This window comes from Methylobacterium sp. NPDC097929 (assembly GCF_049543375.1).
Taxonomy (GTDB): domain Bacteria; phylum Pseudomonadota; class Alphaproteobacteria; order Rhizobiales; family Beijerinckiaceae; genus Methylobacterium.
Genome location: NZ_JBMVEP010000003.1, coordinates 236,206 through 247,109, shown reverse-complemented (window position 1 = coordinate 247,109; position 10,904 = coordinate 236,206). Strand labels below are relative to the sequence as shown.

Genomic DNA, 10,904 nt, shown 5'->3' with positions numbered 1-10,904 from the left:
TTTCCCTTGCCGCGGGGGGGCGCGGCGCGGCACGCCTTTGCGATCCGCGGGGCCGCCCCGCCTTCGACAGGAAGTCTCGATGCGCCCCACGCTCCTCCTTCTCGCCGTGGCCCTGGGCCTCGGCCTGTCCGCCTGCAACAGCACGGATTCCGGCGGCCCCGGTCTGTCCTCGTCCTTCGACAGCAGCAACTATCGCAGCTCCTCCGACACCAACGGCACGCAGAGCCGCCGCGACGTGAACCGCGCCTACACCCAGCCCTCGCTGCCCTCGATCGCCAACCGCGGCTTCTGATCCGCCCCGGCGCTCCTTCCATTACGACGCACCCTCTGCCGTCATCGCTTCGCTCGCAGTGACGGCGGAGGGCAGAAGACATCGATCCGACGGAGACCGGATGCTCTCCGCCGGCCTGCGGACGGTGCCTAGCGCCGCAGCCGCATCAAGCGCTGAGCCGCCGCCCAGAGCCGCGGCGAGCGCTTGATGCGGTGCTTGAGCCGCACCGCCAGCCCCGAGGCCAGCACGAAGCCGTGGCTCAGGGGGCTGACCGGCACGACCTGCTCGACGAGCTCGATCGTCTCGTCGCAGGTCTTGGCCTTGTAGCCCGCTTCGCCGACGCCGAGGTCGAGAGCGCGCCGCCCCCGCGCCGCCTGATCGCCGACGAGCCGGTGCAGCAGGATCTCGCCGGGGCTGTAGCGGCCGAGGTCAGGGTCGCTCTCGAACGAGGTCCACATCCCGCAGAAGCGCGCGACGTCCACGGCGCCGCCGAAGGTCGCCAGGATGCGCCCGCTCTCGCTCGCCACGAGGGCGTGGACTTCGACGGCCGGTGCGCGCTCGCCCTCGCCCGTCGTCGCGGCGGCGATGAAGCGTTGCACGGCCGGTTCCGCGAAGGGATCGGCGACGCCGAGGCTCGCGAAGCGCGCGGCCTTCTGCGCGTAGAAGGCCGCCTGGATCTCGGCCGCCGCCTCCGGCGTGCGGGCGACGCGGTGCTCGACCGGGCCGAGGACTTCCACGAGCTTGCGCTCCTTGGCTCGCAGCTTCTTGCGGGTGTCGCCGCTGAACACCCGGCGCAGGGTCGCCTCGGCATCGGGGCCGAGCAGCATGCCGTAGGCGTCGCTCGGAGCGGCCAGCCCGCGTACGCCCAGAGGGTTCGGCACGCCGTCCCAGAAGCGGGGCTGGTTGGCGAAGGCGTAGGCGTCGATGCCCGCCGCACGGCCCGCCCGCACCAGCGCCTCGGTCAGATCCTCCGCCCGCATCGCCGCCGCCTCGCGGGAGGCGAAGAGCGGCATGTGGAAATTGGCGTGCCGGTCGCCGACCACCCGCGCGACCCGCAAGGGCCCGCGGCGCCCGACCACGAGCGGGATCAGCACGCGGGCGCGCCCGCTGTCGTCCCGCAGCACGAGGATGCGGGGCGCCGCGCCGGCCTCGATCCCGGCGCCGAGATAGGCCGCGACCCAGTCGAAGCGCTGGTAGGGCGTCATCAGCACCGCCGGATCGGATTCGAGCCCGCGCCAGAGCCCCTCGACCGCCGCGAGATCGGAGAACGCTTCCGCGGTGAGGCCGCCGCGATGCGGGCGCACCGCCTCGCCGACCACCAGATTTTCGGCCAGAGCCGCCATGTCCCGATCTCCCGGCGCGGGCGCCCGCCGCCCGCGAGCGGGCGGGACACCTTTGCGCGCTGAAACAAAGTCTTGGACGCGACCCTCGCCCGGCCGGCCTCAAACCCCGGTTGACGGCGGTGATCGATCTGCGGGGATGGGTAACGAAAGCTTTTCGCGTTCCGCGCTAGCCTCGCTTCGGCCGGGGCTCCCCGGCGCTCTGGCCGCCCAACGCACCATGCTGTCGCCCCGCACCCGTCACCGGCTGTTCCGCGCCGGCTTCCGCGCCGTCGCCGCGAGCGGCGCCGACCGCTGGCTCGCCCCCGCCGCCCGGGGGCGCGGGCTGATCCTCACCTTCCACCACGTCCGCCCGGAGCCGGCGGCGGCTTTCGCGCCCAACGCGCTCCTGTCGATCACCCCCGGTTTCCTCGACCGGACCTTAAGCCTGCTCGCCGCCCGCGGCTTCGAGACGATCGGCCTCGATCAGGTGCCCGAACGGCTGGCGGAGCCGCCCGGCGGACGGCCCTTCGCGGTGCTGACCTTCGACGACGGCTACCGCGACAACGTCGAGCAGGCCCGGCCGGTGCTGGCCCGCCACGGCGCACCCTGGACGCTGTTCGTCACGAGCGACTTCGCCGACGGGCGGGGGCGGCTGTGGTGGATCGAGCTCGAGCGGGCCATCGCCCGGCTCGACGCGGTGCGCCTGGACGGACTCGTCCTGCCCGCGCGCACGGATGCGGAGAAGACGGCCGCCTTCGAGAGCGCCTACCGCAGCCTCCGAGGCGGCCCCGAACCGGTTCTGCTGGAAGCGATCGCGCGCCTGTGCCGCGAGGCCGGATTCGCGCCGGGCGAGATCGCCCGCGACCTGTGCCTCGGCTGGGGCGCGCTGCGCGATCTCGCCCGCGACCCGTCCGTCACCATCGGCGCGCACACGCTCTCGCACCCCATGCTCGCCAAGCACGATCCTGTCTTCGCGGAACGGGAGATCGCCGCGAGCCGGGCGCGGATCGAGGCCGAGCTGGAGCGCCCGGTGCGTCACCTCTCCTATCCCGTCGGCGACCCGACTTCGGCGGGGCCGCGGGAATTCGCGATGGCGGAAAGACTCGGCTTCGCCACCGCGGTGACGACCCGGCCGGGCCACCTCTTCGCGGAGCACGGGCGCCATCTCCAGGCCCTGCCGCGGGTCTCGGTGAACGGGCTGCACCAGACCGACGCGGCGCTCGCGAGCCTGATCTCGGGCGTGCCGTTCCTGGCCTGGAACCGCGGTCGGCGGCTCAACGTGGCCTGAGCGCGCCTCAGCGGCGACGGCGGCGCGAGCGCGAGGAGCCGGATTCCGCCTCCCCCGTGCCGCTCTCGACGCTGCCGACATCGAAGCTGGCGCTGGCCCGGCCGTGCCGGCGGCTCGCGCGCCCGCGCCGGCTTCTCCGGGCGGGCTCGAGGTCGGGCTCCTCGACGGAGGGGATGCCGGGGATCGTCGCCGTCGAGGCGACCGAGGACGTGCTGGGCACCGGATCGCTGCCGGAGGTGTAGCCGCCGCCGCTCGCGACGTTCCGGGCGGGCGGCCCGAACATGGCGAGGCACTGGTTGTAGGCGAGGTCGTTCTTGAGCCGCTCGCACTCCGCCATGGAGCGCGGCGCGCCCTGGGCCGCCGCCGGCGCGGTCAGCGTGACGAGGCAGAGGCTGAAGAGGACGTGCGGCCGGAGCCGGGGCAGACGACGGCGCATGGGCGACGGACGACTTTCGGAAGCGAACCTTGAGCGTAGAAGGCTCCGTCTTCTCGCCAGAGTGCGGCGAAAAAAGGGGCTTCCGGTCTCGCGGCCTATTCGTCGGGCCGTTCCATCCACCGGATCAGCGGCATCAGGGGGAAGATCCAGGCGATCCCGAGGATCGAGTAGATCACCGTCTGCACCGCCGGATGCGTCTCCGCGATGCGGCTGTCGGCGAGCGCCATGGCAAGCGGCGCATAGACGATCACGAAGACCAGGATGCCGAAGGTTCCGAGCAGGGTGCGCGAGCGGCGGCGCATGGGGCCTTGCATCTCTCGTGTCGGGGCAGGGCGCTTGCGCGCCGAAAAAGGGTCGTACCGACCTCGGGCCTCCCCCGCAACGCCGGGCGGCTGCGTCATACGCCGCGTTGCGCACGGGGCCGTGCTTCCCGTAAGCCACGCCCGGCGCTCTTCGCTCCAAAGCGTTCCAAAGCCGCCGGACCGGGCACGCGAGACCATGAGACTGTCGACAGCTTCTTCCGCCGACCGCTTCGACGCCGTTCCGGCGGGCTCGGGCCGCCCCGGGCGCGGCGCGGTCCGCGCATGGCTCTACCTCCTGGCCGTACTCGTCGTGGCGATGGTCGCGGTCGGCGGGGCGACGCGGCTCACGGGGTCGGGCCTCTCGATCACCGAGTGGCGGCCGGTGACGGGCGTGGTGCCGCCCCTGAGTGCGGCCGATTGGGCGGCGGAGTTCGAAAAGTACCGCGACACGCCGCAATTCCGCATCCTCAACCAGGGCATCGGTCTCGACGGCTTCAAGACGCTCTACTGGTGGGAATGGGGCCACCGCCTGCTCGGGCGCTTCGTCGGCCTCGTCTTCTTCCTGCCCTTCGCGTGGTTCTGGTGGCGCGGCATGCTCGGCCGCCGCCTGCTGCTGGGCCTGCTCGGCCTCGGCCTGCTCGGCGGGCTCCAGGGGGCGATCGGCTGGATCATGGTCGCCTCGGGCCTTCAGCCCGGCATGACGGCGGTCGCCCCCCTCAAGCTCGCCCTGCACCTCACCACCGCGAGTCTGATCCTGGCGGGCCTCGTCTGGCTCGCCGCCGGCACCCGGGCGCGGGCCCTCGCCCCGGCGCCCGAACCGGTGCGGATCGTCGCCTGCCTGCTGCCGGCGCTGGTGCTCGTGCAGATCTGGCTCGGCGGGCTCGTGGCCGGCTCCAAGGCGGGGCTGCTCTACAACACCTGGCCCGACATGGACGGCGTGCTCGTGCCGCCCGCGCGCGTGCTCTTCGACAAGGTGCCCTTCATCGAGAACTTCGTCGACAACCTCGCCCTGGTGCAGCTCAACCATCGCCTGTTCGCCTATCTCGTGGTGCTGGCGGCCCTCGCCCACGCGGTCCAGGCCGTCCGCAGCGGGGTCGGGGGACGGGCGATGGGGGTGGCCGCCCTCGTCGTGGCGCAGATGGGCCTCGGCATCGTGACCCTGCTCTTGCAGGTGCCGCTCTGGGCGGGGCTCGCCCATCAGGTCTTCGCCATGGCGGTGCTGATCATGGCCACCGTCCATGCCCGCCTCGGCCTCGGCGTGCGTGCGGCCCGGGCGCCCGCCGAGGGCACGGTGCCGATCGGCCTCGAAGCGCTCGCCGGCCGCGGGGCCTGACCCCACCTGCGGCGGGACCGCGAGTGGCGCGAAACCTGCTCCGCCCTCGGGCGGGGTCACGAAACCGTCGCCATCGGTCCCGATCCTGAGGAAGGGATTCTGCGCGGCCGGACGGCGGTGCAGCACAAAAACCGGCTTATCTTGCGCTGCACAGCACGGGCTCAGTCGTCGGCCGTATCATTTCTGTGGAGAGGTCGCATCTCGGTAGTCCGGCTATGGAACGAGTCGCATCTGCTAAGACTTAAATACCTCGCCAACACAGGAGCAGAGGATGTTTCTGGCTGAGGACGGACGACCGATTGCGCTGACCTGGAACTACACGCCCAGCGAATTGCGGGCGGACGGGGCGGTCCATATCGCGGGTGTCGTTCTCGGACTTCTCGGGGCGATCTGCTTGGTCGTGACGGCGGCCCTCACCCATCTTGGTTGGATCGAGCGCGCCTCTCTGCTGGTCTACGCGACCGCGATGGTTGCGATGCTGGGCGCTTCTGCGGCCTACAACATGTGGCCGGTCAGCCCGCGCAAGTGGATCCTGCGCCGGTTCGACCACGCTTTCATCTACCTGATGATCGCCGGCACCTACACGCCGGTCGTGGCCCTGGTCGGCTCCGGCCCCGTAGCCTGGAGCCTGCTCGCCCTGATCTGGGCGGTGGCGCTGGCCGGCATCGCCATCAAGATCCTGATGCCGGGGCGCTGGGACCGGGTCTCGATCGTACTCTACCTGATGCTCGGCTGGAGCGGCGTGCTGGCCTACGAGTCGGTGATCTCGGGGCTGACCCCCTCCGCCCTCTGGTTTCTGGCCGCTGGCGGCCTGCTCTACTCGGGCGGCGTGGTCTTCCACGTCTGGCGCGGCCTGCCGTTCCAGAACGCGATCTGGCACGCCTTCGTGCTCGCCGCGACCGCCTGCCACTACGGCACGATCATGGCGAGCGTCCTGAGCGTCGGAGCCTGAGGCGCAGGGCCGATCCGCGGCCGCTCAGGCCGCGGCCAGCGAGAGGTCCCGCCCGATCCGCGCGGCCAGCGGCACGCTCGCTTGGTTTTTGCCCTTGGCCTCGATCTCGAAGTCGCTCCAGGCGAGGTGGCGGGCGACGAGCGCGTTGACCGCCTCGTTCCACATCAGGTCGGAATGTGCCGCCAGATCGCGCCAGGAATGGCCCTCACCCGAGAGCGCGGCGAAGTCCGGCAGGGTCGAGGGGTCGTGGTCGGGCAGGACCGTCTCGCGCGAGACGCTGACATGGCTCACCGGCCGCACCCCGCGCCAGGAGGCGATGACCGCCTGGATGCGGGGATCGTCGGGCTCGATATACGCGCCCCGGCTCTCGACCCAGTGATGGTGGAGATCGAGCACGACCGGTACCCGGTCGCCCAGGCGCAGCACCGCGTCGAGGCCGAACAGCGACTCGTCGTTCTCCACGGTGAGCAGGTCGCGCGCGGTCTGCGAGATCAGGGACAGGCTCTCGCGGAATCCCTCGATGCCGGGCTCGCGCCCACCGATATGGATGTTCACGTGCGCCCCGTGCGGGTGCCAGCCGGAGCCGTAGCCCAGCATCGCCATCACCTCGGCGTGGTACTCCAGCTCGGCGATGCCGTTCTCCTGCGCCCGCGGATTGCGCGAGGCGATGATGCAGAACGGGCCGGGATGCATGCTGAGCCGCACGGCGCCCGCCCGCGCCCGCTCGCCGATGCGGGCAAGCCCGGTCTCGATCAGGGCCCGCAGCGCGGGCTCGGCGTAGAGGGGCTGTGCCACCGGATGGGTGTAGCCGGGCAGGACCGAACTCGCCATGCGCAGCAGCCGCTCCAGCGGCGGGCGGGCCGAGACCCAGGCGATCTGCCGCTCCAGGGCCGCGAGGTTGTGGCGCACCACGCCCGTCAGCTTCTCGACGCGCGCGGTCGGGCCCAGGCGCTCCAGATGCGCCATGGTCACCGTGCCGAGGTTCATCAGCTTGGCCGCGTCCTTGGCCGCCTTGAGGGTTTTGTGGGCGGGGTCCGGATCGGGAATGAAGGTGCAGCAGAAGCCGAGGCGGGGTGGCTCGGATTGCGTCGGGGCGAGGGTCGGGGAAGCGCGTGACATGGGCCGACAACGCGCGAGAGGCCTCCGCGTCCCCGAAGAATCCGCTTCGCGCAGGATCTCAATCTCCGGCGCGCAGGGCGTCCACCGCCTCGCCCGCGAGATTGGCGCTCATCAGCCGCTCGGCCACGCCCGTGACCGGCCGCAGCCGTGCGGCCAGCCCCGCCAGGAGCGCCCCTTGCGCACGGGCGAGGCGGGTGGCGGTTTCGAGATCGACCGCCGCGAAGCGCAGGCGCTCGCCGGGGCGCCGCTGCGCGATCCGGCGCAGGTCGGCCGAGATCACGGTGGCGATCTTCGGGTAGCCGCCAGTGGTTTGGCGGTCGGCGAGCAGCACGATGGGCCGGCCCGAGCCCGGGACCTGCACCGAGCCCGCCACGGTGGCGTCGGAAACGATGTTGAAGCCGCCCGGGCCGTGCGCGATCCCGGGCCCGTCGAGCTGGTAGCCCATGCGATCGGCCCGGTTCGAGACGGTGAAATCCTGCGATAGGAAGGTCGCGAGCCCGACCTCCGGGAAGAGGTCGTCCTGGGGCCCGAGCACGACGCGGATGGGAGCCTCCCGCTCCAGCGGAACCGGATCGAGAGCCTGCTCGGCCGCGCCGCCGGGCGGGGAGGGGGCCAGCGGCAGGCGGTCGCCCTCGCGCAGGGGCTGCCCGTCGAGCCCGCCGAGGGCGGCGCGCTGGTGCAGCGAGCGGCTTCCCATCACGGGGGGCACGGCAAAGCCGCCGCCGGCCGCGAGCGAGGCGAACACGCCCTCGCGGGGCCGCTCGATCACGAGTTCCGAGCCCTCTCGCAGCACGAAGGAGCGGTGGGCGGCGATGGTTTCGCCGTCGAGGCGCAGCACGCTCGGCGCGCCCGCCAGCGCGAGCCGCACCGCTCCGCCCTCGACCCGCAGGCGCGCGGCGGCAAGCCCGAGTTCGATGGCCGCTGCCTCCGGCCCGTTGCCGACGAGGAGGTTGGCCGCGGCATGGGCGAGCGGGTCCATCGGCCCGGAGGCGGAGAGGCCGTAGCGCAGGAAGCCGTGGCGTCCCGCATCCTGAAGCGAGGCCGCTCCGGTCAGGCGGGCGACGTGCAGGCGGGCGTTCATGCCTCGCACAATTCGGCCACGGCCTCGCCGGCCTCCGCCGCGGCGGCGAGCGCGTCCCAGCGCTCCGGCGGGGTCGGCACGAAGCGGACGCGGTCGCCGGGCCGCAGCAGAAAGACCGGCTCGCGCCCCGGTACGAAGGTTTTCTCGGGCGTGCGGCCGAGCAGGTGCCAGCCGCTGGGCGCGGCGATGCTTCCCACCAGCGCCTGCGCGCCGCCGATGGAGACGGTGCCGGCGGGCGTGAGCGGCCGCGGATTCGGGCGGCGCGACAGGGCGAGGCCGGGATCGAGCCCTTCGAGATAGGCGTAGCCCGGCAGGAAGCCGATCATCGCGACCCGGTATTCGGGGGCGCTGTGGCGCGCGATCACCGCCTCGGGCGCGAGGCCGTGATGGGCGGCGACCGCCTCCAAGTCGATGCCGAAGGCGCCGCCATAGACCACGGGGATCCGCCACAGCCGCCGGGACGGTACCGGCGCCAGCGCCTCGGCGGCGAGCGCCAGCACCGCGCGGCCGAGTTCGGCCGGGTCGGCGCGCAACGGGTCGAGATGCACGGTCAGCGAGCGGTAGGTCGGCACCGTCTCCAGCAGCCCGGGCCAGCCCCGCTCGGCCAGGGCCGCGTCGAGGGCCAGCACGCGGGCGCTCGCCCCGGCGTCGATCCGCGTGCCGAACTCGATGGTGAAGGCCGTGTCCCCGCAGGGCAGCAGCCGCGGCGCGTCGTGCGTCATGCGGCGAAGCTAGCCGATCCCGCGGCCTGCCGCGAGACGGGCGTCTCTCAGAAGCCCGCGGCGAGGCGGTGGGGCAGGGGCGCCCGCGCGCTCGTGGCGGGATGGCGGTAGAGGCCGCGATGCTCGCCGTCGGGCGCCAGCGCGTCGGTGAGGCCGATCACCGTCTCGGCGGCCCCGAGCAGCACGGCTCCGTCGGGTGCGAGCACCTTGGCGATCCGTTGCAGCACGTCGGCCTTGGTCGGCGCGTCGAAGTAGATCAACACGTTGCGGCAGTAGACGATGTCGAACTGGCCCAGATGCTCGAAGGAGTGCAGCAGGTTGAGCGGCCGGTAGCTCACCATGCCCGCGATCTTGGGGCTGATCCGCCACTGCTCGCCGACCTGCGTGAAGTGCTTGACGAGGAGTTGCACGGGCAGGCCGCGCTGCACCTCGAAATGGCTGTAAAGGCCGAGCCGGGCCTTCTCCAGCACCTCCGTCGAGAGATCGGTGCCGACGATCTCGATCTGCCAGCCGGCGAGCTGGGCGGCGGCCTCGTGGATCAGCATGGCCAGGGAGTAGGGTTCCTGGCCGGTGGAGGCGGCGGCCGACCAGATCCGCAGGCGCCGCACGGAGGCGCGGGCGGCGATGGCCCGGGGCAGCAGCACGTCGCGGAACAGGTCGAAGGGGGCCCGGTCGCGGAAGAAGAAGGTCTCGTTGGTGGTCATCGCCTCGACCACGGCCCGCTCCAGCGGGCCTTCCCGCGACAGCCGCAGGGTGCCGACGAGGTCGGACAGGGTGCCGATGCCGAAGCGGCGGCAGACGGGGGAGAGCCGGCTCTCGACGAGGTAGCGCTTCTCGCCGCCGAGGCTTAGGCCCGAGCGCTTCCTGAGATAATCGCGCAGGAACGTGAAATCCGCCTCCGTCATCACCCGCGCTCCGCGATCGCCTGGCGCAGGGCCGGCCCGATCTCGGGCAGGGGCAGGACGGCGTGGCACAGGCCCGCCTTGGCGACGCTGCCGGGCATGCCCCAGACCGTGCTGGTGGCCTCGTCCTGGGCGAGCAGGGTGCCGCCGGCCTCGACCAGGGCGCGGCCGCCCGCCGTGCCGTCCGAGCCCATGCCGGTGAGGATGACGCTGAGCGTCGCCCCGCCGTAGAGGGCGGCGGCGTCGAGGAACATCACATCGACCGCCGGGCGGCAGAAGTTGACCGGCGGCCCGTCGTCGAGGCGGATCACGGGTTCGGTGGCCGAGCCGGACAGCCGCATGTGGCGCCCGCCCGGCGCGACGTAGATGCGGCCGGGCTGGACCCGCTCGTCGGCTTTGCCCTCGGCCGCCGGCAGGCCGATCCGCGCGCCGAGATGTTCGGCGAACACCGCCGTGAAGACCGGCGGCATGTGCTGCACGATCAGCACCGGCAGGCGCCGCAGGGTGGCCGCACCGATCTTCTCCAGCACTTCGCCCACCGCCCGCGGGCCGCCGGTCGAGGAGCCGATCAGCAGGGCGCGCGGCGCCACCACGGTGCGGGGCTTCGGGCGCAACGTCACCGTGCCGGACAGGCGCGAGACGGCCGGCGCGGCGGGCGCCGCCGCGGAACCGCTCTCGACCGCGGTCGGGCCGGGCCGGCGCCGGGCGCGGGCGGCCCCGAACACGCGGATGCGCTCGATGAGGTCGTTGCGGAAGCCGTCCGAGGTGGTGACGCCGCGGTTGCTCTCGGGCTTGGGGATGTAGTCGACCGCGCCGAGGGCGAGGCAGCGCAGGGAGACGTCGGCGTTGCGCTGGGTCAGGGTCGACATCATCACGACCTGCACGCCCGGCTGCTTGGCCAGCATCAGGGGCAGGGCCTGGATGCCGTCGAGTTCCGGCATCTCGATGTCGAGGAGCACCACGTCGGGGGCGCAACGGGCCAGGGCCTCGACCGCGGCGCGCCCGTTGGGGGCGGTGGCGACGACCTCGTGGCCCGCCTCGCCGAGCCAGCGCGAGACGAGGCCGCGCACCACGGCGGAATCGTCGGCGACGAGCACCTTCACCGGGCTGCGCGCGGCCGGAGCGTGGGCGACGGCGGGAAAGGCCGACATGGGGGTTCGCTTCCGGATCGAGGAG

12 protein-coding genes are annotated in these 10,904 nt (G+C 72.7%); 4 read left to right on the top strand and 8 right to left on the bottom strand.

Going from position 1 to position 10,904, the window contains the following annotated elements:
* The first annotated feature begins 79 nt into the window (after positions 1-79).
* Complete coding sequence (locus tag ACPCJR_RS11325; RefSeq protein ID WP_391512210.1) at positions 80-292, top strand: hypothetical protein; 213 nt, start codon at positions 80-82, stop codon at positions 290-292.
* Between the two features lie 128 nt (positions 293-420).
* On the opposite strand, the gene ACPCJR_RS11320 is transcribed toward ACPCJR_RS11325, so the two are convergent.
* Positions 421-1,614: a GNAT family N-acetyltransferase gene (locus ACPCJR_RS11320; RefSeq protein WP_391512211.1), complete on the bottom strand. Its 1,194-nt coding sequence runs from the start codon at positions 1,612-1,614 to the stop codon at positions 421-423.
* Positions 1,615-1,831: 217 nt separating this feature from the next.
* On the opposite strand from ACPCJR_RS11320, the gene ACPCJR_RS11315 reads away from it, so the two are divergent.
* Positions 1,832-2,881: a polysaccharide deacetylase family protein gene (locus ACPCJR_RS11315; protein WP_391512212.1), complete on the top strand. Its 1,050-nt coding sequence runs from the start codon at positions 1,832-1,834 to the stop codon at positions 2,879-2,881.
* Between the two features lie 7 nt (positions 2,882-2,888).
* Here the strand turns inward: ACPCJR_RS11315 and ACPCJR_RS11310 are convergent, their stop codons facing one another.
* On the bottom strand, positions 2,889-3,317 hold the full coding sequence (locus ACPCJR_RS11310) for a hypothetical protein (protein ID WP_391512213.1): 429 nt from the start codon (positions 3,315-3,317) through the stop codon (positions 2,889-2,891).
* A gap of 95 nt (positions 3,318-3,412) precedes the next feature.
* On the bottom strand, positions 3,413-3,619 hold the full coding sequence (locus ACPCJR_RS11305; RefSeq protein WP_110350322.1) for a DUF2842 domain-containing protein: 207 nt from the start codon (positions 3,617-3,619) through the stop codon (positions 3,413-3,415).
* 196 nt (positions 3,620-3,815) lie between these two features.
* On the opposite strand from ACPCJR_RS11305, the gene ACPCJR_RS11300 reads away from it, so the two are divergent.
* Both ACPCJR_RS11300 and trhA read left to right on the top strand, forming a co-directional pair.
* Positions 3,816-4,952 (top strand): COX15/CtaA family protein, encoded by a 1,137-nt coding sequence (locus tag ACPCJR_RS11300; RefSeq protein WP_391512214.1) that lies wholly within the window; start codon positions 3,816-3,818, stop codon positions 4,950-4,952.
* Positions 4,953-5,223: 271 nt separating this feature from the next.
* Positions 5,224-5,904, top strand: coding sequence for a PAQR family membrane homeostasis protein TrhA (trhA, locus tag ACPCJR_RS11295; protein ID WP_110350320.1), 681 nt, complete (start codon positions 5,224-5,226; stop codon positions 5,902-5,904).
* A gap of 24 nt (positions 5,905-5,928) precedes the next feature.
* Here the strand turns inward: trhA and ACPCJR_RS11290 are convergent, their stop codons facing one another.
* The 5 genes from ACPCJR_RS11290 to ACPCJR_RS11270 are packed head-to-tail and all read right to left on the bottom strand — an operon-like array spanning position 5,929 to position 10,879.
* Positions 5,929-7,023, bottom strand: a complete 1,095-nt coding sequence (locus ACPCJR_RS11290) for a UV damage endonuclease UvsE (RefSeq protein ID WP_391512215.1) — start codon at positions 7,021-7,023, stop codon at positions 5,929-5,931.
* A 58-nt stretch (positions 7,024-7,081) separates the two neighbouring features.
* On the bottom strand, positions 7,082-8,104 hold the full coding sequence (locus ACPCJR_RS11285; RefSeq protein ID WP_391512216.1) for a biotin-dependent carboxyltransferase family protein: 1,023 nt from the start codon (positions 8,102-8,104) through the stop codon (positions 7,082-7,084).
* Positions 8,101-8,826, bottom strand: coding sequence for a 5-oxoprolinase subunit PxpB (gene pxpB / locus ACPCJR_RS11280; RefSeq protein ID WP_391512217.1), 726 nt, complete (start codon positions 8,824-8,826; stop codon positions 8,101-8,103). Before pxpB ends, ACPCJR_RS11285 begins: the two co-directional genes overlap by 4 nt.
* 47 nt (positions 8,827-8,873) lie before the next feature.
* Positions 8,874-9,731, bottom strand: a complete 858-nt coding sequence (locus ACPCJR_RS11275) for a CheR family methyltransferase (RefSeq protein ID WP_391512218.1) — start codon at positions 9,729-9,731, stop codon at positions 8,874-8,876.
* Complete coding sequence (locus ACPCJR_RS11270; RefSeq protein WP_391512219.1) at positions 9,731-10,879, bottom strand: protein-glutamate methylesterase/protein-glutamine glutaminase; 1,149 nt, start codon at positions 10,877-10,879, stop codon at positions 9,731-9,733. Before ACPCJR_RS11270 ends, ACPCJR_RS11275 begins: the two co-directional genes overlap by 1 nt.
* Between the last annotated feature and the right edge of the window lie 25 nt (positions 10,880-10,904).

Excerpts from the sequence above, each read along its gene's own strand:
- ACPCJR_RS11275 (WP_391512218.1), bottom strand. The coding sequence starts at position 9,731 with ATGACGGAGGCGGATTTCACGTTCCTGCGCGATTATCTCAGGAAGCGC.
- ACPCJR_RS11285 (WP_391512216.1), bottom strand. The coding sequence starts at position 8,104 with ATGAACGCCCGCCTGCACGTCGCCCGCCTGACCGGAGCGGCCTCGCTT.
- ACPCJR_RS11325 (WP_391512210.1), top strand. The coding sequence starts at position 80 with ATGCGCCCCACGCTCCTCCTTCTCGCCGTGGCCCTGGGCCTCGGCCTG.
- ACPCJR_RS11310 (WP_391512213.1), bottom strand. The coding sequence starts at position 3,317 with ATGCGCCGTCGTCTGCCCCGGCTCCGGCCGCACGTCCTCTTCAGCCTC.
- ACPCJR_RS11290 (WP_391512215.1), bottom strand. The coding sequence starts at position 7,023 with ATGTCACGCGCTTCCCCGACCCTCGCCCCGACGCAATCCGAGCCACCC.
- ACPCJR_RS11320 (WP_391512211.1), bottom strand. The coding sequence starts at position 1,614 with ATGGCGGCTCTGGCCGAAAATCTGGTGGTCGGCGAGGCGGTGCGCCCG.
- ACPCJR_RS11300 (WP_391512214.1), top strand. The coding sequence starts at position 3,816 with ATGAGACTGTCGACAGCTTCTTCCGCCGACCGCTTCGACGCCGTTCCG.
- ACPCJR_RS11315 (WP_391512212.1), top strand. The coding sequence starts at position 1,832 with ATGCTGTCGCCCCGCACCCGTCACCGGCTGTTCCGCGCCGGCTTCCGC.
- ACPCJR_RS11270 (WP_391512219.1), bottom strand. The coding sequence starts at position 10,879 with ATGTCGGCCTTTCCCGCCGTCGCCCACGCTCCGGCCGCGCGCAGCCCG.
- trhA (WP_110350320.1), top strand. The coding sequence starts at position 5,224 with ATGTTTCTGGCTGAGGACGGACGACCGATTGCGCTGACCTGGAACTAC.
- ACPCJR_RS11305 (WP_110350322.1), bottom strand. The coding sequence starts at position 3,619 with ATGCGCCGCCGCTCGCGCACCCTGCTCGGAACCTTCGGCATCCTGGTC.
- pxpB (WP_391512217.1), bottom strand. The coding sequence starts at position 8,826 with ATGACGCACGACGCGCCGCGGCTGCTGCCCTGCGGGGACACGGCCTTC.